Raw genomic sequence first — 22,220 nt, 5'->3', positions numbered from 1 at the left:
AGGCCGGGGGCGAGCTTGCGAACCCACGGTCCGGGCAGCAGAATGCTGGTCGAACTGTACGACATGTCGGCTGTGACCTCTACACTGAGGCCGGATCACAGCTGGCCGAAGGGGGATTCTCGTCGATGAGCACTGTCCGCTTCCAGCGCCGTGCGCGCCGCGAGATGCCTCGAACACCCGGCGGCGAGGTCACGCTGCAGCCCCCGCCCGAAATCCCCCGGGTCACACCGGGAAACCTCGTCATGAAGCTCATGCCCGTCGTGATGGTGATCGGCATGGTCGGCATGATGGCGTTGCTGTTCACCCAGGGCGGCGGTATCGCCTCCAACCCGATGAGCATGATGTTCCCGCTCATGATGATGTTCTCGATGGTCGGCATGTTCGCCGGTCAGGGCGGAGGTAAGGGGCAGAAGGCCGCCGAGGCGAACGAGGATCGCAAGGATTACCTGCGGTACCTCGACCAGGTTCGTAAGGACGTCGACGAGACCGCAGCGCAGCAGCGGGCTTCCGTCGAATGGAGCCACCCGGAGCCGGGACTGGTCTGGATGCTCGCAGGCACCAGTCGCATGTGGGAACGACGGGCGGGGGACAAGGACTTCTGCCACGCCCGCATCGGTCTCGGCGGGCAGCGCCTGGCCACCAGGCTGGTCGCCCCCGAGACCGGCCCGGTCGAGGAACTCGAGCCGATCGCCGCGGTCTCGCTGCGCCGCTTCGTGCGCGCCCATTCGACCGTGCCCGATCTGCCGACCGCCATCGCGGTCAAGGGCTTCGCCACCATCGCGCTGGACGGCGACCGGGCACAGGCGCGCGATATGACCCGCGCGATGCTGGTGCAGCTGTGCATGTTCCAGGCGCCGGACCAAGTGCTCGTCGCGGTCGTCTGCGGACCGGACACCGCGCCGGAGTGGGAGTGGACCAAGTGGCTCCCGCACACCCAGCATCCGGACGTGCAGGACGGCATCGGCACCCAGCGCATGTTCTACGGTTCGATCCGGGAGGCCATGGCCGGGCTGCATCCGTTGCTCGGCAATCGGGTCAGGTACTCGCGCAACCAGCCGGCCAACGCGAACATGGTGCACATCGTCTTCGTGGTGGACGGCGGTCTGCTCGAGGCAGAGGACGATCAGCTGCGCGAGTCCGGCTACGAGGGCGTCACCATCATCGACCTGTGCGGTTACGCGCCGCGCTTGGCGGTGTCGCGCGGCATCAAGATGATCGTCGAGAACGGCGAGTGCGTCGGCCGTGGCGCCACCGGCAATCAGGAGCGCTTCGCACTGATCGACCGGATCAGCCCCGAGCAGGCGCAGCAGGTGGCGCGCAGGCTCGCGCCCTACCGTGCGGCCACGCAGCGCAGCAGCGACGTGGAAACCGACGACTCCGAGGTGATCTCGACCTGGAGCCAGCTGATGGGTCTCGGCGATATCGGCGCGTTCAACCCGGAACACGCCTGGCGGCCGCGCTACGGACGAGAACGCCTGCGCGTGCCGTTCGGGGTGGGCGCCGACGGCCTTCCGGTGGAGCTGGACATCAAGGAGGCCGCCGAGAACGGCATGGGCCCGCACGGTCTGTGCATCGGCGCCACCGGTTCCGGTAAGTCGGAGTTCCTGCGCACCCTGGTGCTCAGCCTGCTGGCCACGCACTCACCCGACCAGTTGAACCTGGTGCTGGTCGACTTCAAGGGCGGCGCGACGTTCCTCGGCTTGGAGGGTGTTCCGCACGTCGCCGCCGTCATCACCAACCTGGAGGAAGAGGCCGACCTCGTCGACCGCATGAAGGACGCCCTGGCCGGTGAGATGAACCGCCGCCAAGAAGTGCTGCGGGCCGCGGGCAACTTCGCCAACGTCTCCGAGTACGAGAAGGCCAGGGCGGCCGGCGCCGACCTGGATCCGCTGCCCGCGCTGTTCGTGGTGCTCGACGAGTTCTCCGAACTGCTCACCCAGCACCCGGATTTCGCGGAGCTGTTCGTCATGATCGGCCGCCTCGGCCGCTCGCTGCACGTACATCTGCTGCTCGCCTCGCAGCGCTTGGAAGAAGGCAAGCTCAAGGGCCTGGAGGCCCACCTGTCCTACCGCATCGGCCTGAAGACGTTCTCGGCCAACGAGTCCCGCCAGGTGCTCGGTGTGCCGGATGCCTACAACCTGCCGAACAACCCCGGTGGCGGCTATCTGAAGGCGGACTCCGGCGAGATCCAGCGCTTCCAGGCTTCCTACGTCTCCGGCCAGTATGTCGGCGGTGGCTCGCAGCGCGACATGATCGTGGCCACGCAGTCCGGCGAGATCGACGTCAAGGCAAGGCCGTTCACCGCGACGCATGTCGATTTCCGCGCGGCGGACCGCGTTCCGCTGCCGCCCGAACCGAGCCTCGAGCCGGAGCAGGACGAAGACGGCGAGCAGCTGTCCAACCTGAACATGCTGGTCTCCCGGATCCGCGGCCACGGCCGCCCGGCGCACGAGATCTGGTTGCCGCCGCTGGACGAGGCGCCGACGCTCGACCAGCTCCTCCCGCGCTCCGTCCTCACCGGCGAGTACTCCGCGGTGTCCACGCTGCGTGCCCCGATCGGCATCGTCGACCGGCCCTACGACCAGCGCCGCGACCCGATGGTCATCGACCTGTCCGGCGCCCGCGGCAATGTCGCCATCGTCGGCGGTCCGCAGTCCGGTAAATCCACGGCGCTGCGCACGCTCATCATGGCGATGTCGTTGACGCACACCGCCGAGCAGGTGCAGTTCTACTGCCTCGACTTCGGTGGCGGCACCATGTCGAGCCTGCAAGGGTTGCCGCACGTCGGCTCGGTCGCCAGCCGATTGGACGAGGACCAGGTCCGGCGCACCATCGCGGAGATGACCACCATCGTCCGGCAGCGCGAGGCGCGCTTCCGGCAACTCGGCATCGAATCGATGACGGACTTCCGCAGACTGCGCGCGATGGACCCGGCCAGTAGTCCGGGCGCCGCGGGCGCGCACGAGGATCCGTTCGGCGACGTGTTCCTGGTGATCGACGGCTTCAGCTCGATCCGCCAGGACTTCGAGATGCTCGAGCAGACCATCATGAACCTCGCCGTGCAGGGTCTGTCCTACGGCGTGCACGTGGTCATCGCGCTGAACCGCTGGGCGGAGGCGCGGCCCGCGCTGAAGGACCAGATCGGCACCAGGATCGAGCTGCGCCTCGGCGATCCGATGGACTCCGATCTGGGTCGCAAGTTCGCCTCGCTGGTCCCGCAAGGGCGGCCTGGCCGCGGTATGACCCCCGAGTGCCTGCACATGCTGACCGGCCTGCCCCGCATCGACGGCACCCCCGACCCGACCAACCTCACCCAGGCCGTCGCGGACGCGGTTGCCACCATCGCCAGGCTGACGCCGGGCCGTCATGCCCCGCAGGTGCGCATGCTGCCCGAACAGCTTCCGCGCGAACAACTGCTGTACCTGGCCGGCGATTGGCCCTCGCAGGTCGACCCGAACGCGAAGTGCCTGCGGATCCCGTTCGGGATCAACGAATCCGAGCTTGCGCCGGTGTACATCGACTTCGCGGAGAGCCCGCACTTCATCATCATCGGTGACACCGAATCGGGGAAGACGACGCTGCTGCGCTCGCTGATCGAGGGCATCGCCGCGTCCAACACCCCCGACAAGGCCCGCTTCATTCTCGGTGACTACCGGCGCAGCATGCTCGGGCTCGTCCCGGAGGGTTATCTCGCGGGCTATGGTTCGACGGCGCCGCAGTTCACCCAGAACATGAACGACCTGGCCGCCTATGTCGGCAAGCGCACTCCTGGCTCGGATGTCACTCCGCAGCAGTTGCGGGATCGCTCGTGGTGGAGCGGGCCGGAACTGTACGTCATCATCGACGATTACGACTTGGTCGCCACCTCCGCGGGCAACCCGGTCCAGGCGCTGCTCGAGCACTTGCCCCACGCCAGGGACCTCGGCTTCCACGTGATCATCTCCCGGCGTTCGGGTGGTGCGAGCAGGGCGATGTTCGAGGCGACGCTGGCCAGGATGCGGGACCTGGGCTCGGCGGGCCTGATCCTGAGCTGCAGCAAGGATGAAGGCGTCCTGATGGGCACCAAGCGGCCGAGCCCGATGCCGCCGGGCCGAGGCACCTATGTCACCCGGAATATGGAGGGCCTGGTGCAGACGGCGTGGATGCCGTCGCCCTGATGTCCGAGGTCGAGCTCGTCGTCACGGAAGCGCGTATCTGGGCGCGCGGCGCCGACACGCACTGGGACATGCCGCCGTCGGTCGTTCTGAGCAGCAACGATTTCGACCTCGTGGTGGGGCAGCCGCTGACGCCGCCCACCCAGGTCGGTTCGGTGATCCAGTTCGTGCCCGCCGACGCCATCGCCCTGCCACCACGCACGCCTTCGGTGGTGGACGCGATGGGCGCTGTCTTCGCAGGTCTGCTCGAGAATCTGCGTGTCGCGGCCCCGTGTGCGCGGATGACATTGATCTGCCCCACCGAATGGGGCGCCGGCCGTCGCGGCGTGCTCGACCAGGCGGCGCGCCGCTGCGCCACGGACGTCGTATTCGAGGACATCGCGGTGCGTTCGGTCGCGTCCGACGAGGGCACCAGCCATAGCAGGCGAACCCTGGTACTGGAGTTCGGAATGCTGGCCACCACCGCCTCGGCGGTCATCCGCAGCCATCGCGGCGTGCATCTCGAATCCTGTGAATACGAGCCGACCCTCGCATTGGCCGAAATCACCGCGGAATCGACGGGATACGCCGGTTTGTGCAGCCTGATCGCTCGGTTGCTGGACAGCGGCCCGGTCGATCTCGTTCAGGTGGTCGCTATCCCGGATTCCTCGAAACTCGACCTGCTCCGTGCCGCGATCGATCAGACCGCGGGCGCCGACGTCGAGCTACGTACCGTCGCCGGTGCCGATCTCGTCCAGGGCCGCCGGGCCGAGCCGAACGACCGGCACGAAGCGTCGACCGCCCCGACCGAGTGGATGCAATCGCTCCGGGAACGCGCCGCTGCCCAGCAGCCCCGACATGACACAGCGCGTTTGGCGGTCGTCGCCGTCGCGGCCTTGGCGGTCGTCGCTCTGATCGTCGCCGGTGCGGTTATCTTGTCCGGTCGCCGAGGTGAAGAGACGGCAGCGGCGCCGGGCACGGGAGCGGCATCGCCGATCGCCGCGCCGCCGCCGATCGGCCCGCCGGATGAGGCGCCACCGGAAGCATTCGGCCGCCTGCGATTCCGCGTTCCGCCCGGCTGGCGCGTCACCCAATCGCCCGATACCGGACGTGCTCGTCTCGATTTGGTGCCCGAAGCCGGTGTTCGACAGCGAATTACGGTGATGCAGGCACCGCTGACGGCGTCGTCCAGTTATGCGCAAGTCGCGGCGAAGCTGGAGACACAGATGGCGCAGCGGCCGCCGGGGGTACTGACCGACTTGCAGCGCGACGTCATGTTCGGTGGCCGTTCCGGCTTGGCCTACCTGGAACATCCGGGAGACGGATCAACCGTTCACTGGCATGTTCTGCTGGAGTTCGGGATTCAGATCAGCATCGGCTGCCAGTACGCGGGAGACGAGTGGGGGCAATTGGAGGCCCCGTGCTCGCATTTCGGAGACACCGTTCGCGTCGTCCCGTGACCTGCGCGGCCGTGCCGATAAGTGGTCGAATGTTGCTCTGTGCAGAATGATTCGAGCCCCCGGAACCGAAGTACCGGGGGCTCGAATCAGCCGAGACGGGATCTCAGAAGAGGCCCGCCAGCGCGGTGTCGGTGCCCTGCAGGTCGGAGTTTCCGCTGCTGACCATCTTGCCCGCGCTTTCCAGCGTGGTGTTGAGCTGCGTGACCTGTGTGTTCCACTGGGCCTGCAGCGAGGCGAACGCGTCGTTAGCGTCACCCTTCCAGTAGTTCGTCACGAAGTCGGTGACCTGCTTGTGGAAATCCTCGAGCATGGTCATGACGCTGCGCGCCTCGGCCACGATGGCCTGGGCGCCCGCCTCGACCTCGCCGAAGTTGGAGGCAATCCGACCGGGATCGTTCGCTACCATGTGGAGCTCCTTGTTGTCTGTGGTACGGCTATCGGATCAGGGAAGGTCCAGGCTGGAGGCCTGCGCGGCCACCTGCTGGGCGAACTGCTGGTCCTGATCGGCGAACTTCCGTCCAGCGTGGGCGAGCTTGTCCGACGTCTGATCCAGCTGGTCGTTCAGCTTCCGCGCCTGGGCGAAGTAGCTGTCCATGAAGGTGTCGAACGCCTGACGCGCCGCACCGCTCCAGGTGGCGGTGGTCTGATCCGACTTGCTGTTCAGTGCGGTGATCGCGGTCTGCAGATCCTGGTGCCGCTGCCGGCAGTTGTCCACAAACTTCGAGATCGCCTCTTCACTCGCTTCGAGCTGTCCTGCCATTTCGGCTCCTTTCGGTTCCCGTCTCGGCCAACGGCGGAAGCCTCAGTTGGCCTGTACATCTGGTTGGACGCGGTGTGGCTCTGATCGGTTCCATCCGACTCGAAATAGTTCGGCATCGCCCCACGGGATCAGGACCCTGCGCCCTTCGGCCCGGCTCTTCCGTGATTTCGGCGGCCGCGTACGGGCCTGCTCGGAAGACCACGACGCAATCCGGGTCCGCATGACTTGTAACGCCAGCGCTCGGCTCCCCTCCTTCCCCCTGCTCGCTGCTGTAATGATCGGCGAGTGGGCTGGCTGCGGTACACCTTACCGAACGCCTAAGTTCGCCGCTACCAGCAGAATGGCGAAAACCAGTGGTCCCGGAATTCGAAAAGCCAACCAAGCCTTCGCTTCAGCGAAGGTGACCGATTCACTTCACGCGATTGCGCAGCACCGGTACCAGACGGTCGAGCAGGGTCTGTTCGGACGATTCGCTCCAATTGCGGACCGCAGCGACGGCCGCGGGATCATCCAGCGGAATCACCGTGGCGCGCGTACCCGCCACTTGGTAGGGCAGACCGAGCAGTCCACCGCCACCGGCCTTTTCGTCGCTGCGCACGGCCAGCACATAGCCGTCCGCCGCGGCCTCCAGCCTGGTGGAGCCGGTCAGTTCCCGAGGCGATGCCTCGTCGCCCTGACGTGCGTAGTTGAGGTTGTAGACGAATCCGAGATCCTCCAGGAATTTCGTCTGCGGAGTGCCACCCAGGAAGATCGAGACCTGCGAGCCGCGTGGCACGTCCACCATCGTGATCGTCTTGCCCCGGAACACCGGATTGTCCGCCCGCGCCCGGTCCAGCGGCGCCAGGGCGGCCGTGCTGCTCGGCGTGGTGGCCGCGGACGCGGGGCCGGACTCGTCCCGGTTCAGCGCCCAGATGCCGATTCCCGCGGCGAGGGCGACGGTCACGATGCCGGCGGCCGCGGCGAGCAGCCAGTTCTTGCGCGGGGGCGCGGCGGTCACCCGACCGGAGACGGCGACTCGGGGATCGGTCCCCGGCCGCGGATCGAAGACCTGGACCGGATAAGTGGGGGAAGTGTTGGTGGCGACGGGGTTGTAGCCGGGAGTCAGAGCGCTCGCGGCGGCGTCGGTGAATTCGCGGCAGCTGTGGAATCGTTCGGCCGGGTTCTTCGCCAAGGCGCGGGCGAAGACGTGGTCGAGGGCCTGCGGAAGGCCGGGATTGACCGCGGTGGCCAGCGGCGGGGGCTCGTGGAGATGGCCCATCATCACCAGCGCGGGTTGCGTTCCCGGGTAGGGGTTACGTCCGGTGAGCAGTTTGAAGAACGAGCACGCGAGGCTGTAGACATCGGCGCGGTGGTCGAGCGGGCTGCCGGTGAGCTGCTCGGGCGGGGCGTAGGCGATGGTGGCGACGAAACTGCCGGTCTGGGTGAGTTCGGTGGTGTCGTCATTGGATTTGGCGACGCCGAAATCCGTGAGCAGGACGCGTTCTTCCTCACCGTCGGCGGGGGAGGAAAGCAGGAAATTCGCCGGTTTGACATCACGGTGCAGCAGGCCCTTGCGGTGCGCGTAATCGAGCCCTTTACCGACCTCGGTCGTAATACGCAGGGCGCGCAGCGGATTCATCGCATGCGGATCGCGGGCCAGTTCGGCGGCGGCATCGGTGCCGTCGACGTATTGCATGGCGATCCACAACTGGCCGTGTTCCTCACCGCGGTTGTAGACCGAGACGATGTTCGGATGGTCGAGCCCGGCGGCGAGATTGGCTTCGCGTTCGAAACGGGTGCGGAACTCGTAGTCGCGGCTGAGTTCGCCGCCGAGCACCTTCAGCGCGTCGGTTCTGGGCAGGCTGGGATGTTTGGCCAGATACACCGTGCCCATGCCGCCCGCGCCGAGCACCCGCAGGATGCGGTACCCGCCGACGATGGTCCCGGGGCTCATCGGCATCTTCACGATCTCCTGACTCCACGCGGGCCGCTGGCGTTCGCCCCGCAGCATACTCGACCCGATGTGCGACGAAAATGCGGCATTATCGGCTGTTCGCGAAAACGGAATATTGTGCGGCAGCGCGCTGCTGAGCGTCCAGCAGTTGATTCGCCGCGACGAATCCGACGTATTCTTTGTACGCGACGACGCAGGTGAATCGCCGGTCGTCGAATAGTCCGGACCGGTTCTCCACACATGCCGAATCGGGCAGATGCGGCGGCGGATCGACCGGACGGGCAACCACCGTGGGCGTGATACGTTCCGTGACAACCCGCCGCGCCGTCCCCGCGTCAGCGGTGCGGATCACCAATGTGTCGCCGTTGGCGGCGAATTTATCGGCGCCCATCGCTGTGAAACGTTGTTTCGCGTAATCGAGGTCTCCGGTGTATTGCATGATTCCGCGCAGACCGAACAGCGCGTTCGAATCGTCGTAGCTCGGCGACTGGACCTTGGACGGATTCAGGGTGCGGCTCAGCAGATGGTCGGGGTCCCAGGGCAACCGCAGCATCTCTTCTTCGGTCAGCGCAGGGAGCTGGTCGAGCAGGGGCAGCTGAACGTCGTACGCCTTTTCCGCCAGCGCGGTGAGGGCGGCGCGGTCGGGAGCGTTCGCCGAAAGGAGGAACGCCACTACGTAGGAGCCGTGCGCGAGGATTGTGCGCAGGAAGGGTGAGCCGGGACGCCAGTGTGCTCGCGCCTGTGGCTGCCGCGGCAGTGTGACCGGCTCGTTCTGCTCGCGGTAGGCGCCGAAATCGGCGTCGTAGAACTCGGTCGCGGCCTGCCGGGCGCGCTCCGGGTCGGGGAACTGCATGACGATCGTGCCGACCGTCGTGGAATTGGGCCGGGGCTTGGTCGGCCATCCGGACGCGATCAGGCTGATGTCCTGATCGGAGCCGTTGGTGTGGAACCCGAACATCATCCGGTTGCGTTCCGCGATCGGCCGCAGGTCCGCCGGGTTCCCGAGTTCGCCGGGCAGCGTCCCTTTGCTGATGCTGGAGGGCGTCCAGCTGTACTTCATCCTGGGGTCGATGTCGTAGGCCGACGCGACGTGGTCGGCCAGCCGCATCGCGGCAACCTTGTTCATGTCGATGAACAGCGGCTGGTAGTCGTCGTCGTGCGCGTTCGGCGGCTCGGTGGGGTAGTTGCCGGTGTCGAGATCGCGAATGTCGATCTCACCCGGCTGCGCGGTCCCCGTCATCGTCGAACCACAGCCGGTGAGGATCGCGGCGGTCACCGTGCACGCGAGCACGGCGACGGCGGTACGGAATTTCGTCATGCGGCATTCACCAACAATGCGTACTGGGCGGAGATGCGTTGTTGCGCGTCGAGCAGCTGATGCGACCACGCGAACGCCGTGTAGCGGTCGTAGGCCACCGAGCAGTAGAACCGGACGACCACCGTCTTGTTGCCGATGTATTCCTTGCAATGCGCGGCGGGCAGGCCTTTCGGCGACTCCGCGGCGCGGAATTTCTTCGACAGCCCGCCGCGCTGCTCGCGCAACTGCACGGCGGCGTCGGCGTCGCGCGTGCGGAACAGATCGGTCCCGTCGGTGGCGTACCGATCGACCCCCGCGGCTTCGATGATCCTGCGGTCCTCGGCCGAATCGGTGGTGAAGTGCAGGGCGCCTGCGCCGGTGTACGCGCCCGGCGGGTCGATCCAGGAGTCTTCCCGGGGTCGCGGCAGCGCCCGGTTGAGCATGCCGTCCATATCGATCGGCGCTGTCATCAGCTGATCGACGGGGGTCGGAGTGAACCGGCCGATCGCCGGGACGACAGTGTCGAGGCTCTTCTCGACCAGGCTGAGCAGCGGCGGGAGGTCGACCTTCTCCAGGAAGATCTTCACGTAGTCGAAGACCCAGGTGTAGACGACGAATTTGCCGGTGGCGAACCACGACCCGATCGACTGTTCCTGCGGCTGCCAATGGGCGTGCGCGGCGGGGTACTTCGGGATCTGCACCGGCGTGTTCCGGTCGTTCGCCTCGAAGTCGACGCGTTCCAAAGCCGCTGCCGCGGCGGCCGCCTTCTGCTCGTCGGGGAAGATCAGCACGGCGTTGACCAGGTCGGTGCCGCGGTTGTCCGGTGCGCTGCCCGCGCTGCTGAGGAACCCGGCGACGAAATCCGGGGCGGCCTCCGCGAAGCGGGAGACCTGCATGATGCGGCCGAGCGAACCCTTCGGATCGATGAACACCTTGGCGATGGACGGATTCGCGGAGACGAACGCCGGGTCGATATCCGACGACAGCGGAACGAAGTTCGCCAGCCGCTCCGCCTCGATCATGCGCGCCTGCTCGGGGTTCTTCGCCGTAGCGAGCGCACGCGGCTGAGTCGGGTAATTGCCCACGTCGAGCTGAGCCAGATCGACGGGCTGCGCGGGCCGCTCCGTCGCGGCCTCGGAGCCGTCGCACGCGCCGCCGCCCAAGGCGACGGCGCCGGCCAGCACCAGGGCACAGGCGGTTCGAATCGGTCTGGACATAGCGCCGTGCTGCACTCTTCCCTCCCCTGACTGCGGTAGTTGCGCCGGATCCTACGTGGGCCGACCCATGGCCCGGGATCGCGAAGGCGCCGGGCGCCTACCGCTGCTCATCTCAGAAACTGTTCGCCAACAGCGCGTACTCCGCGGCGACCTTCTGTCGTACGTCCGGTTCCTTATCACTGGTGACGACTCCGACGTACCGCTTGTACGCGACGTAGCAGCGGTACTTGTACTCCCGGTCGGGGTCGCCCTTGCTGTTGAGCTGTAGGCACTTGGCACCGGGGACGTCCTTGGGAGCGCCGAGGGTGTCGTAGTGCGCGCCTTCGCTTTCCAGCAAGCCGGTGACCAGCTTCTGGGCCGCGGCCGCGTCGCGGGTGCGCGCCACGTAGCTGTCGTCGACGAGGCCGATGTGGTCTACGCCCGCGTCTTCGATCAAGCGCAGGTGTACCGACTCGTCGTCGGCGCGGTGCACCGTGTGGTATCCGCTGTAGACGGCGAAGGTCGCCGGGTCGGGCGCGCGGTTCTTGCGGTCGGTCACCGCGACGCGGGCGAGCAGGTCGTCCGGGTCGGCCTTCAGGGTGTCGAGTTTGCTCACCGGCGTCGCGGTGAACCGGTCCAGCTGCGCGACCTGGGCGGCCAGCGTTTTGTCGACCCACTTCACCAGGTCGTCGCCATCCGCCACCGGACGCTGGATGAACAAGGAGATGACGAATTCCTTGTGCGCCATGAAGGCACCGACGTTCGGGACGCCCGGCCGCCAGTGGATGTAGGCGTCGGCATACTTCGACGATGTCAGTTTGCGGTTGTCCGGCGAGACGGCGATGTCGACGTCCTCGAGCTCGCGTGCGGCGAGCTTGGCGGCGGCCTCGTCGGGAAAACGGAACAGGGCGTCGGTGACCGCGGTGGCTTCCGGCGCCGGATTGGTCTGGCCTGCCGGATCGGGGCGGTCGGCGCCGCTGGCCGCGTATCCGACGACCAGCTTGCGGTTGTCGAAGACCGGCCTGGACACCTTGGCCACGAAGCCCAATGCCTGCTCGGCATCCGCGACGACGGTGCTGCCACGACCGAACTTCAGCACGGGGTCGATGCGCACGGTGGGGACCACGGCGTCCGACATCCGCATGCCCTCCAGCAGTGCGCCTTTGCCGCTCGAATCCTGGCTGTACTCATGCTTGTCGACGGGATAGGTGCCGACTTCCAGCGTGCGTACGTCGATCTCACCCGCGGTCGGCGTACCCTGCACGCCAGAGCAACCGGCCAGCATCCCTGCCAGTGCCAGACATGACGCGGTGAGCGCGATGCGTTGCGTCCGAACCATCACAGGCCCCTCGTTCCTCCCGTTGCTGACACTGAAGTTACCCGACGGACGCCGGGGAGGGGGACCGATGGCCTTCCTATCGCAATACCCTTTGTCGGTACCCTTGTCGGTGTGACGACGACCCCGAACCACACCTCCGGCGGAGGCCGATACCGGTGAAGGATCGGCAGGTCGAGGTCGTCGTAGGCAGCCACGCCGTGGCCCGGGTCGCGGGTGCGGTGGTCGTGGTCGCGCACCGCAAGCCGGGCAGGCCGACCCAGGACTCGCCCGCCGTCGTCGCCCTCGAGTCACTGGCCGAACTGGTGCGCGACGCGACCGATCGGGAGCCGGGCGGCCCCGGCGCCCTGGTGGCGCGGCAGGCGACGCGCTGGCTGATGAAGCACGCCGAGCAGATCAGCCCGGGTGAGCCGATCGACTTCGGCATCCTCTCCGCCGCCGAGAACGGGGGCGTAGCGATCTTCCTGCACGGCGCGATCACCGCCGTGCTGGCCGGCGACGGCGTGCTCGAGCGATATCGCGGCAGCGACGCGGCCTTCACGGTGGATCGGGTCGCGGCGGTCCCGGCGCGGGCCGCGGCCTTGTTCGTCGACGACGGGAAGGGCCGCATCCCGGACCTGCCGCCCGAGCCCGGCATCGGCAGGTTGGTCGAGGGCATCGCCCAGGCGGGTGGCGCGATCGTCTGGTCGGACGGTCCCCGCGTGGGGATTTCCGGTAATGGCGGCGACTCCCGTTCGGCGGGTATGCATCGCCGCCCGGAGACATCGTCGCTGCCCACGGCGCGCGTCGAACACGAGCCGCCCGCCGAGACCGGACGGCGGCAGCGGCCCGAGCCGCAACCGCAGCCGGTGGCCGGGCGCCCGCGGTATCCGACCGCGCCGTCGACCGCGATGCTCGACGCGGAGACCGAGCAGACGCCGATCGACCCGCACCACGCGCCCACCCAGGTGGGCGGCACCAATCCCGCGCCGCGGCCCGACCCGGAACTACAGCGCAGGCTGGAGGCGACCGCGAAGGCCACCGTGCTGACCGTCAAGGTGATGGGGTTCAAGTGCGCGCGTGCGCATCCCAGCGATCCGCGGGCGGCGTTCTGCACCGTCTGCGGGATGCCGGTCGACCAGACCCAGGCACTGATCGAAGTGGTCCGCCCGCCGCTGGGCATGCTGATCCTCGACGACGGCATGACCTACATGCTCGCCGCGGACGCGGTAGTCGGTCGCGATCCGGAGCGTTCCCCCGCCGCGGAGAGCGGACTCGTGCCGCTGCGCGTCGACGACGCCTCCGGTGGCATGTCCAGGGCCCACGCCGAAATCCGCCTGGTGAACTGGGATGTCACGGTGGTGGACGGTGGTTCGACCAACGGCACCCGCACCCGCCTGCCGGGCTACCGCGACTGGGTGCGCTTGGCGCCGCACCAGTCGATGGTGCTCGTACCGGGCACCGAGATCATGCTCGGCAATCGCGTGCTGCGCTTCGAACTGGCCGCGCCGCCGCCGTTCGGCCGCTGAGCCGCTACGAATAGCGCGCTGCGCAGACGCTCTCGCCGCTCAGGACTCCGGCGCGGAAGGCCTCGACGCGCGAGAAACCACTGGGCACGGTCCTGCCTTGGGCGTCACTGGCGGCCAAGCCGTCGGTGAGCAGCCCCGAGACCGCCTCGTCCAGATCGCCGGTGGCGAGCTTGATGTCACCCTGACTGATCGGCCGCCCGGATTCGGCGAGCTTGCCGGTGACCACTCCCGACAGGCAGGCCGCGCGCAATCCGGTCTTGGCGCCGACCAGGCTCTCGCCACGGCTCTGCTGGACGGCCAGGGTGTAGCGGGAGATGAATACGACGTAGCCGTTGTAGTCACCACTCACCTTGAGCGGCAGGGGGTCGTCTTCAGCGGAATTCGACGTTCCCCGCTCGGCGAGGCCGGGAATGTCCGTGGCGATCGTGTTCTTCGCCGGGCAATACGACACCGGTTCGGTGACCGCACCGTCGCGGCAGTCGATCTCGGCCCGGGAGTAGTCGTAGGTCGGCTCCTCGTCGATCGGCAGGATGGCTTCGAGCGCCTTGGTGAGTTCGATCAGCGTCTCCTTCGTGATCGGGAACTCACCGTGCCCTTGGTCGTCGCTGAAACTCTGCGGCAGATTCGCGCGGCGCTGGTCGATCTCGTCCTGATCGATGCCCTTGCATCCCTTGGGGCCGTCGGTGAAACCGATCTGCACCGCGGTGACGCGTTCGAAGGCCGAGCCGTGCACGCTCTCCGGATCGTCGGGGTCGGAGTCGCGGATGGCGACGGTGGCCGCGAGCACCGAGTTGAGGCCGTCGGAGGTGTTGATCGTGAAATGCCTGGCCTTGCCTTCGGCGACGTGCCGCATGAACGCGCCCGCGAAGCAGTCCGCCTGCTGCTCCTTCACGATCACCGGATCCTTCGGGCCGACGATCTTGGCCATGGTCTGCACCGCGTGCCCGTACTCGTGCGCGAGCACCATCACCACGGACATCTTCCCGAAGGCCTCCTCCATGGTGGGAAGCAGCACCGACCGATCCCAGCCGATGGAATTGTCCAGGCGGCAGTAGGCGGCGTTCACCAAGCGGTAGGTGGTCTCCTTGCAGAATTCGACCGCCTCGCTGCGCCCGGACTTCGCGCTCCAGGACAGCAGCTTGTCCACCGGCTTGAACTCGCCCTGGAACTCCTTGCCGAACTCGCCGCGCCAGAAGGTCTGGATGTCATCGATGGCGTTGAGCGCCAGCGTATCCATGGACCCGCCGTCGCCGTTCGTCGCGGTGAGTGTGCTGTCCGGGACGCCGGTGCGCGGGCCGCTCGGGCCGCTCGTGGTGGGCAGTCCGGCGACCTTGAACGGGTCGTCGTAGATGGAGACGGCCCGGCCGTCGACCACTCGGACACAGCCCCCGACCAGCGCCAGAATACTGAGCAGCGCCGCGACAAGCACGGTCGCACGGACTCTCGGCAAGGCTCCCCCTCGTCGGCCGCTATACGTTCACATCGGTCGCCGGATCGGGGCAATTGGCGCATCGGGGGCACCGCCGATGTCCGGGTGATGGAATAGTATCCGCTGCATGTCTTCACCGGGGGCGCAGACCATCACCGTGCGCCATGATGGAAACGAACGAGTATTCGATTCGAGCCAGCAGGTCACGATGGGCCGTGCGCCGGAGGTGACGCTGTTCGTCGACAGCCCGCTCGTTTCGCGTGTGCACGCGACGCTGGCCTGGCAGGGCAGCGCCTGGGTGTTGACCGACAACAAGAGCACCAACGGGGTGTTCGTGGACGCGCGCAGGCTGACCCAGCCCGTGTCGATCGACCGCCCCACGCAGGTCCGACTGGGTGACGCGATCAGCGGCCCGCTGTTGCACCTGCTGCCTGCGAACCCGCAACCACCGCAACGGCCCTCGGCGCGCCCGCCGCAACCGGCGCAGGCGCCGCAGCCTGGACCGCCGCCGCACGCGGTCCGGCGGCCCGCGCAGCAATTCCAGCGTCCGAGCTATCCGCCACCGCAGGACGCGCCGTCGCCCGCGCTGAACGTCAACATGACGACCAGGGCGGACACCTCGAACATGCCGCCGGTCCGGGCGCGGGCGAGCACGGCGCCCATCGCCCGCCCCGACCGCATTCCCGCGAGCGGTCTCGGCATCGGCCGCACCACCGACAACCAGATCGTCGTCAACGATCCGCTGGCCTCGCGCAAGCACGCCCGCCTGGTCGCCTCCGCGGAGGGTCTGACCATCGAGGACCTCGGCTCGGCGAACGGCACGTTCGTCAACGGGCACCGCCAGCAGCGCGCGGTGCTGCGCGAGCGGGACATCATCACCATCGGCAACATCGACTTCGTCGTCCAGCAGGGCACGCTGGTGCACCGGCAGAAGCCGGTCGCCGAGCAGGGCCTCGCGGTGCACGGGGTCGGTTTCACCGTCGAGGGCAACAAGCAACTGCTGGTCGATGTGAACATGTCGGCCAGCCGCGGGACGCTCACCGCGCTGATCGGCCCGTCCGGCGCGGGTAAGTCGACGCTGTCGCGCCTGATCGCGGGCACTACCCAACCGTCGGGCGGCGTGGTCACGTTCGAGGGGCGCAATCTGCACGCCGAGTACGAGGCGCTGCGTTCCCGCATCGGGATGGTGCCGCAGGACGACGTGCTGCACCGCCAGCTCACGGTGCGCCAAGCGCTCGGGTTCGCGGCCGAGTTGCGGCTGCCGAGGGACAACAGCAAGCAGGACCGGCAGAAGGTCATCGACGGTGTACTGCAAGAGCTTTCGCTCACCGAGCACGCCGACACCAGGGTCGACCGCCTGTCCGGCGGCCAGCGCAAGCGCGCCTCGGTGGCGCTGGAACTGCTGACCGGTCCGTCGCTGCTCATCCTGGACGAACCGACCTCGGGCCTGGACCCGGCGTTGGACCGGCAGGTCATGGTGATGCTGCGCGAACTGGCCGACGCGGGCCGCGTGGTGATCGTGGTCACCCACTCGGTGGCGCACCTGGACATGTGCGACCAGGTGCTGCTGCTCGCGCCCGGCGGCAAGACCGCCTACTGCGGCAACCCCGCTGGCGTCGGCGCTGCGCTCGGTACCAGCGACTGGGCGGAGATCTTCGCCAACGTCGCGGCCAACCCGGATCAGGCGTTCGCGGCCTATCGCTCCCGCCAGGCGTTCGCGCCGCCACCGCCGCCGCCCGCGCAGCCGTACGGGCCGGCGGGCAGTCCGCCGCAGTCCAGCCGCGGCAAGCAGTTCTCGACGCTGGCGCGTCGTCAGGTCCGGTTGATCCTGGCCGACCGCGGTTATCTGACGTTCCTGGTGATACTGCCGTTCATCCTCGGCGGGCTCTCGCTGGTGGTGCCGGGAAAGAACGGTTTCCAGCGCGGCGCGCTGAAAGCGCTACCCGATGGCACATTCGTGCCAGAAGGCGGCAGTGAGACGCAGCAGCTGCTGGTGGTTCTGATCCTGGGCGCCTGCTTCATGGGTTCCACGCTCACCGTGCGCGACCTGGTCGGCGAGCGGACGATCTTCCACCGCGAACGCGCGGTCGGGCTGCTGCCCTCGGCTTACCTGATGGCGAAGATCGCCGTGTTCAGCCTGACCGCACTGCTGCAATCGGCGGTGCTGGTCGGCATCGTGCTGGCGGGTAAGAAGCGGCCGGGCGAAGGGGCGGTGCTGGCGGCCGGCAGCGCGGAGCTCTACATAGATATCGCGCTGACCGCGATCTGCTGCGTGGTCGTCGGCCTGCTGCTCTCGTCACTGGCGAAGTCGAACGAGCAGGTGATGCCGCTGCTGGTGGTCGCCATCATGTGCCAGCTGGTGATGGCGGGCGGGCTGATCCCGGTCACCGGGCGGGTCGTGCTCGAGCAGGTGTCCTGGCTGTTCCCGGCTCGGTGGGGATACGCCAGCGGCGCGTCGACGGTGAACATCCGCGAACTGTTCCTGAACGCGCAACCCGACACGCTCTGGCAGCACAAGCCGGAGATCTGGGCGCTGGACGTCGGCGTGCTGCTGCTGATCACCCTGGTACTGGCGGTCATGACGTGGCGCCGGCTGCGACTGAAGAAGTCGTCGGCGTGACGCGGTTCGAACGCGACGCGAGCGCCCCGGTGCGCGAAAGCGGCGCCGGACGGCAACGGACGGCACCGACGAGCATCTCGGCCGCGAACCGGGCACACTTATGCCTGTGACGGTGCGAGTAGGGGCAGTGCATCTCGGCTGGGATGTGGTGTCCGTGGCCGCGGGTGGTGGTGGCGTTCCCATCCGCCCGGTGCAAGTGGAAGGTATGTGGACGCCGCCGGCATATCTGCTGGCGGATTCGTCGGGCCGGTTGCACACGGCGGGCGTGGAACGCAACAGGCCCGATCTCGGGATGGCGATCGCCGACGTGCGCGACATCCTCGGACATCCGCAGATCGTGGTCGCGGGCGCCACCTGGCCCGCCGAGTTGGTCTTCCGCGCGCGCATGTACAACCCGCTCGCGGAGATCGGCAAGCACTTGCGCGGTAAACCGGACCTGGTGGCGTTGCCGTTCCCGGACAGCTGGCCGGACGAGAAGGTCGAGGTCTACGCCTCGATGGTGGAACAGCTCGACGTCGTCGTCGAGCCGTTGCCGGAGAGCGTCGCGCTGTCCGGCTACGTCCGCGCGCTCGGACTGGTGCACCCGCCCGACCGGTCCAGGCCGAACGGCATCGGAGCGACGGGCGTGTACTCCGACGGCCGCAGCATGCTGGTGGTGGCGGTGCACGGCGACGACGAGCAGCCCACCGAATCGGTCGACGTTCCGGTGGACGCGGAGGCCATGCGCGACGCCCGCTCGGCGGACGACGTCGTGATCGAGGTGATGGCGGCGGCACGTTCGATCGGCGCGGACACCTCGACGGTGCTGCTGTCGGGCAATGTGCGCTTCAACGACGCGCTGCGGCTGGCCTTCCAGAACCATCTCGGGCACCGCCTGCAGGTGGCCGACCATCCGATGCACGCGCTCGTCCTCGGCGCGGCGCACCTGCTGGTGAGCGATACGGAGGCGGGTGAGCCGGAACCGGCGAGCGGCCACGCCGAACCCGCGCCCGCTCCGCAGCACCCCGTCGAGTACCCGTCGCAGGCCACGCCCCCGCCGCAACCGGCGGACGCGGGACAGCGGTCGAGCAGGCCGGTGCCCGGCGTCCAATACGGGCCCGGATATCCGACCCAGCCCGACGAGGCGACGACCAGGATCGGACCCGACGAAGCGCCGCGCGGCCTCCCGCCGAACCTCGCCGAGCTGGGCAGCCGTTTCACCCGGCCGCCGAGCGCGTCCGAGGATCAGCAGGCAGGCGGCGGGCTCGCGGGGCCGCCGCCCGGGGGGCCGGTGGCGCCCCTCGGCCCACGGCCGCCCTATCCGGGCGCACCGGAGCAGTCGCAGTACCCCGGCGGCCAGGGCCCATGGCAGGACCAGGGCGCCGAGTCCGACGACGAGGACCGGCACCGCAAGGGCAAGCTGTGGAACAAGATGAAAGGCAACTTGTTCGGGGCCAACACCGTGGTCGGGGCGGTGGCGCTGGCCGTGGTCGCGCTTCCGTCCGGGAATCATCGGGTGGAGCTGACCGCGGAGTCGGTCGTCCTGGACACGGGTTCGGTCGTGTCGGAGAAGATGGCCGCGGCCGATCCGGTCGCCTGTGCGACCGCCCCGTACGCGATCACCAAGCCGCGACCGGGGGTCACCAACGCTCGCGGGGACCAGCGGGAAGTGCGGGAAAGCACCGCCGAGTGCGGAAGGCCCGAGGTCGATACCCTGCGCTACCTGATCCCTGGACCCCCCGGCGCCATGGACTTCGGCCCGCCGATCGAGACCTGAGGCGATTTCTTCCCGCGATACCCCACTGGTATCGTGGCTCGTCGGCGTGTGGAACGTCTGCCGAGTCCCGGGTCTCCACCGGCCGCCGGGAACACCTCGACCACACGCTGGGCCGGCAACACCGACGACAGACAGGGAAGCACTGTGCCTACGTACAGCCCCAAGGCGGGTGACGTGACCCGTAAGTGGTACGTCATCGACGCCACTGACGTAGTGCTCGGCCGTCTCGCCGTCCAGGCAGCGAATCTGCTGCGTGGCAAGACGAAGCCGACCTACGCCCCGCACGTCGATGGTGGCGATTTCGTCATCATCATCAACGCCGACAAGGTTGCCATCAGCGGCAACAAGCGGCAGGACAAGCTGATCCACCACCACTCCGGGCACCCGGGCGGCCTCAAGTCGCGGACCGTCGGTCAGGTGTTGGAGACGCGTCCCGATCGGCTCGTGGAGAAGGCCGTCAAGGGCATGATCCCGAAGAACAAGCTCGGCAACGCGATCGCGGGCAAGCTGAAGGTCTACGCGGGCCCGACGCACCCGCATGCCGCCCAGCAGCCCATTCCGTTCGAGATCAAGCAGGTGGCCCAGTGACCGCTCCCGAGGAATTCAACGAGGACTTCGTCGAGGAATTCGACGCTGCCGAAGCTGTCGAGGACGGCGCGGGCTACGAGGACTCCGAGGACTCGGCGTCCTACGCTCCGGTCGTGATCGACCGCCCGGTGCAGACCGTCGGCCGCCGCAAGGAGGCCGTCGTGCGCGTGCGCCTGCTGCCCGGCTCCGGCAACTTCGTGCTCAACGGCCGCACCATCGAGGACTACTTCCCGAACAAGGTGCACCAGCAGCTGGTCAAGTCGCCGCTGGTGACCGTCGAGCGCACCGAGTCCTTCGACGTGCACGCCCGCCTGGTCGGCGGCGGCCCGTCCGGCCAGGCAGGCGCTCTGCGGCTGGCCATCGCCCGCGCGCTGATCGAGGTCACCCCCGAGGATCGTCCCGCCCTCAAGCGGGCCGGCTTCCTGACCCGTGACCCGCGTGCCACCGAGCGCAAGAAGTACGGTCTGAAGAAGGCGCGTAAGGCGCCGCAGTACTCGAAGCGCTGATATCGGCATCGTCGATCTTCCGCGTCCGGCGCCCCAGCGGTGCCGGACGCGGTACGGTCGTCGCGGCAGCTGTACGAGAGCAGGCTCCCAGCGAACAGCTGGTCGCCTGCTCTCGCGCTGTATGAACACGCGGCGTTCGCGGGGCCTTCGTGGTGCACAGGCCGGTGCCTCCCAGGTCGACGCCTACGCCACAGATCATCAATGAGGGGCGAGGTATGGGACGGTTGTTCGGCACCGACGGAGTCCGCGGGCTTGCCAACGAGTCACTGAGTCCGGAACTGGCGCTGCGCGTTTCCGGCGCGGCCGCGCAGATCCTGAGCCGGGGCAAGGTGCGGGCGCTCGCGGTGGTCGGCCGCGATCCGCGGGCCAGCGGGGAAATGCTCGAGGCCGCTGTGACCGCGGGTCTGACCGCGGCGGGCGTGGACGTGCTCGCGGTGGGGGTGCTGCCGACGCCCGCCGTCGCCTACCTCACCGGTTTGTACGACGCGTGCCTCGGCGTGATGATCTCCGCCTCGCACAACCCGATGCCCGACAACGGGATCAAGATCTTCGCCGCAGGCGGGCACAAACTCGACGACGCGATCGAGGACCGGATCGAGGCGCTGATGGCCGCGCAGACGCCGTTCCGCCCGACCGGCGCCGGCATCGGACGGGTGCGCAACGCGGCGGGCGCGCGTGATCACGGGCTCAGCATCCCGGACCAGTACAGCCTCGCCGGCACCCACGAACGCTACGTGGAACACCTGGTGGAGGCGACCGGCCAGGACCTATCCGGACTGACCGTCGTGGTCGACTGCGCGCACGGCGCCGCCGCGGAAGTCGGGCCCGCCGCCTACCGCGAGGCCGGAGCGACGGTGATCGCCATCAACGCCGAGCCCGACGGGCTGAACATCAACGACGGCTGCGGCTCGACCCATCTCGATCAGGTGCGGGCCGCGGTGGTGGAGCACGGCGCCGATCTCGGTCTCGCGCACGACGGCGACGCCGACCGCTGCCTGGCCGTCGACGCCTACGGCAATGTGGTCGACGGCGACGCGATCCTCGCGATCCTCGCCCTGGCCATGCACGACGCGGGCGAGCTGGCCGAAAACACCCTGGTCGCCACCGTGATGAGCAACCTCGGGCTGCACATCGCCATGCGCGCGGCGGGAATCACCGTGCGCACCACCGCCGTCGGCGACCGTTACGTGCTCGAGGAATTGCGGCGCGGCGGTTTCACCCTGGGCGGCGAGCAGTCGGGCCACGTGGTGTTCCCCCGATACGGCACTACCGGCGACGGCATCCTCACCGGCCTGCGCCTGATGGCGCGGATGGCGCAATCCCAGCGCACCCTGGCCGACCTGGCGAGCGTGCTGCAGACCGTGCCGCAGATCCTGGTGAACGTGCCGGTCAGCGACAAATCCGTGGTCGCGCGCGCACCCGAGATCCGGGAAGCGGTGCTGGAAGCGGAGCGCGTACTGGGCGACTCCGGCCGAGTACTGCTGCGCCCCAGCGGCACCGAGGAACTGGTGCGCGTGATGGTGGAGGCCACCGACCCCGGCCAAGCACGCCAGCTCGCCGACGACCTCGCCAAGCGGGTTGCGGCTGTGTAGTTTGGCCGCGACTTCGTCGCGGCGTGTTCGCGGCCCCTTATGGCTCGCGTTTGCGCGACCGCCGCTGGCGACTTCGTCGCGGACGCGGCGGCCGCGCAAACGCGAG

General features: G+C 68.3%; 15 protein-coding genes. 8 read left to right on the top strand and 7 right to left on the bottom strand.

Going from position 1 to position 22,220, the window contains the following annotated elements:
* Positions 1 to 125 precede the first annotated feature (125 nt).
* Both eccCa and ABZ803_RS29895 read left to right on the top strand, forming a co-directional pair.
* On the top strand, positions 126 to 4,157 hold the full coding sequence (gene eccCa, locus ABZ803_RS29900; protein ID WP_357044421.1) for a type VII secretion protein EccCa: 4,032 nt from the start codon (positions 126 to 128) through the stop codon (positions 4,155 to 4,157).
* A complete protein-coding gene (locus ABZ803_RS29895) occupies positions 4,157 to 5,593 on the top strand; it encodes a type VII secretion-associated protein (RefSeq protein WP_357044419.1) in 1,437 nt (478 codons plus the stop codon). Before eccCa ends, ABZ803_RS29895 begins: the two co-directional genes overlap by 1 nt.
* A gap of 103 nt (positions 5,594 to 5,696) precedes the next feature.
* On the opposite strand, the gene ABZ803_RS29890 is transcribed toward ABZ803_RS29895, so the two are convergent.
* The 6 genes from ABZ803_RS29890 to ABZ803_RS29865 all read right to left on the bottom strand — a co-directional run bounded on the left by ABZ803_RS29890 (position 5,697) and on the right by ABZ803_RS29865 (position 12,118).
* Positions 5,697 to 5,999, bottom strand: a complete 303-nt coding sequence (locus tag ABZ803_RS29890; RefSeq protein WP_062973176.1) for a WXG100 family type VII secretion target — start codon at positions 5,997 to 5,999, stop codon at positions 5,697 to 5,699.
* A gap of 36 nt (positions 6,000 to 6,035) precedes the next feature.
* Entirely contained in the window at positions 6,036 to 6,353 is a 318-nt protein-coding gene (locus ABZ803_RS29885; protein ID WP_039795679.1) for a WXG100 family type VII secretion target, read from the bottom strand.
* A 409-nt stretch (positions 6,354 to 6,762) separates the two neighbouring features.
* Positions 6,763 to 8,292: a protein kinase gene (locus tag ABZ803_RS29880; protein WP_357044417.1), complete on the bottom strand. Its 1,530-nt coding sequence runs from the start codon at positions 8,290 to 8,292 to the stop codon at positions 6,763 to 6,765.
* Between the two features lie 82 nt (positions 8,293 to 8,374).
* Positions 8,375 to 9,604: a hypothetical protein gene (locus ABZ803_RS29875; protein WP_357044415.1), complete on the bottom strand. Its 1,230-nt coding sequence runs from the start codon at positions 9,602 to 9,604 to the stop codon at positions 8,375 to 8,377.
* Positions 9,601 to 10,800, bottom strand: a complete 1,200-nt coding sequence (locus ABZ803_RS29870) for a hypothetical protein (RefSeq protein WP_357044413.1) — start codon at positions 10,798 to 10,800, stop codon at positions 9,601 to 9,603. Before ABZ803_RS29870 ends, ABZ803_RS29875 begins: the two co-directional genes overlap by 4 nt.
* Positions 10,801 to 10,912: 112 nt before the next feature.
* Positions 10,913 to 12,118: a hypothetical protein gene (locus ABZ803_RS29865; protein ID WP_357044560.1), complete on the bottom strand. Its 1,206-nt coding sequence runs from the start codon at positions 12,116 to 12,118 to the stop codon at positions 10,913 to 10,915.
* A 155-nt stretch (positions 12,119 to 12,273) separates the two neighbouring features.
* On the opposite strand from ABZ803_RS29865, the gene ABZ803_RS29860 reads away from it, so the two are divergent.
* Positions 12,274 to 13,623 carry an FHA domain-containing protein gene (locus ABZ803_RS29860; protein WP_357044411.1) on the top strand — a complete coding sequence of 450 codons (1,350 nt, stop codon included), beginning with the start codon at positions 12,274 to 12,276 and terminating at the stop codon, positions 13,621 to 13,623.
* A gap of 4 nt (positions 13,624 to 13,627) precedes the next feature.
* Here ABZ803_RS29860 and ABZ803_RS29855 read toward each other — a convergent pair whose 3' ends face one another.
* The gene (locus ABZ803_RS29855) at positions 13,628 to 15,073 is read right to left on the bottom strand and encodes a metallopeptidase (RefSeq protein ID WP_357044409.1); all 1,446 of its coding nucleotides are present in this window, start codon (positions 15,071 to 15,073) and stop codon (positions 13,628 to 13,630) included.
* Between the two features lie 106 nt (positions 15,074 to 15,179).
* Here ABZ803_RS29855 and ABZ803_RS29850 point away from each other — a divergent pair, with 106 nt between their 5' ends.
* The 5 genes from ABZ803_RS29850 to glmM all read left to right on the top strand — a co-directional run bounded on the left by ABZ803_RS29850 (position 15,180) and on the right by glmM (position 22,114).
* Entirely contained in the window at positions 15,180 to 17,672 is a 2,493-nt protein-coding gene (locus tag ABZ803_RS29850) for an FHA domain-containing protein (RefSeq protein ID WP_357044407.1), read from the top strand.
* A gap of 100 nt (positions 17,673 to 17,772) precedes the next feature.
* Positions 17,773 to 19,428, top strand: coding sequence for a hypothetical protein (locus tag ABZ803_RS29845; protein WP_357044405.1), 1,656 nt, complete (start codon positions 17,773 to 17,775; stop codon positions 19,426 to 19,428).
* 144 nt (positions 19,429 to 19,572) lie between these two features.
* Positions 19,573 to 20,016, top strand: a complete 444-nt coding sequence (gene rplM / locus ABZ803_RS29840; RefSeq protein ID WP_040864934.1) for a 50S ribosomal protein L13 — start codon at positions 19,573 to 19,575, stop codon at positions 20,014 to 20,016.
* Positions 20,013 to 20,522 (top strand): 30S ribosomal protein S9, encoded by a 510-nt coding sequence (gene rpsI / locus ABZ803_RS29835; RefSeq protein WP_062973192.1) that lies wholly within the window; start codon positions 20,013 to 20,015, stop codon positions 20,520 to 20,522. Before rplM ends, rpsI begins: the two co-directional genes overlap by 4 nt.
* A 215-nt stretch (positions 20,523 to 20,737) precedes the next feature.
* Positions 20,738 to 22,114: a phosphoglucosamine mutase gene (glmM, locus tag ABZ803_RS29830; protein ID WP_357044402.1), complete on the top strand. Its 1,377-nt coding sequence runs from the start codon at positions 20,738 to 20,740 to the stop codon at positions 22,112 to 22,114.
* Positions 22,115 to 22,220: the final 106 nt, after the last annotated feature.

It is taken from the genome of Nocardia sp. NPDC047648, from assembly GCF_040642815.1.
Classification (GTDB): Bacteria; Actinomycetota; Actinomycetes; order Mycobacteriales; family Mycobacteriaceae; genus Nocardia; species Nocardia gamkensis.
This window is presented reverse-complemented; position numbering and strand designations above follow the sequence as displayed.

Coding starts and splice junctions, on each gene's coding strand:
- eccCa (WP_357044421.1), top strand. CDS start 126: ATGAGCACTGTCCGCTTCCAGCGCCGTGCGCGCCGCGAGATGCCTCGA.
- ABZ803_RS29895 (WP_357044419.1), top strand. CDS start 4,157: ATGTCCGAGGTCGAGCTCGTCGTCACGGAAGCGCGTATCTGGGCGCGC.
- ABZ803_RS29890 (WP_062973176.1), bottom strand. CDS start 5,999: ATGGTAGCGAACGATCCCGGTCGGATTGCCTCCAACTTCGGCGAGGTC.
- ABZ803_RS29885 (WP_039795679.1), bottom strand. CDS start 6,353: ATGGCAGGACAGCTCGAAGCGAGTGAAGAGGCGATCTCGAAGTTTGTG.
- ABZ803_RS29880 (WP_357044417.1), bottom strand. CDS start 8,292: ATGCCGATGAGCCCCGGGACCATCGTCGGCGGGTACCGCATCCTGCGG.
- ABZ803_RS29875 (WP_357044415.1), bottom strand. CDS start 9,604: ATGACGAAATTCCGTACCGCCGTCGCCGTGCTCGCGTGCACGGTGACC.
- ABZ803_RS29870 (WP_357044413.1), bottom strand. CDS start 10,800: ATGTCCAGACCGATTCGAACCGCCTGTGCCCTGGTGCTGGCCGGCGCC.
- ABZ803_RS29865 (WP_357044560.1), bottom strand. CDS start 12,118: ATGGTTCGGACGCAACGCATCGCGCTCACCGCGTCATGTCTGGCACTG.
- ABZ803_RS29850 (WP_357044407.1), top strand. CDS start 15,180: ATGTCTTCACCGGGGGCGCAGACCATCACCGTGCGCCATGATGGAAAC.
- ABZ803_RS29845 (WP_357044405.1), top strand. CDS start 17,773: ATGCCTGTGACGGTGCGAGTAGGGGCAGTGCATCTCGGCTGGGATGTG.
- glmM (WP_357044402.1), top strand. CDS start 20,738: ATGGGACGGTTGTTCGGCACCGACGGAGTCCGCGGGCTTGCCAACGAG.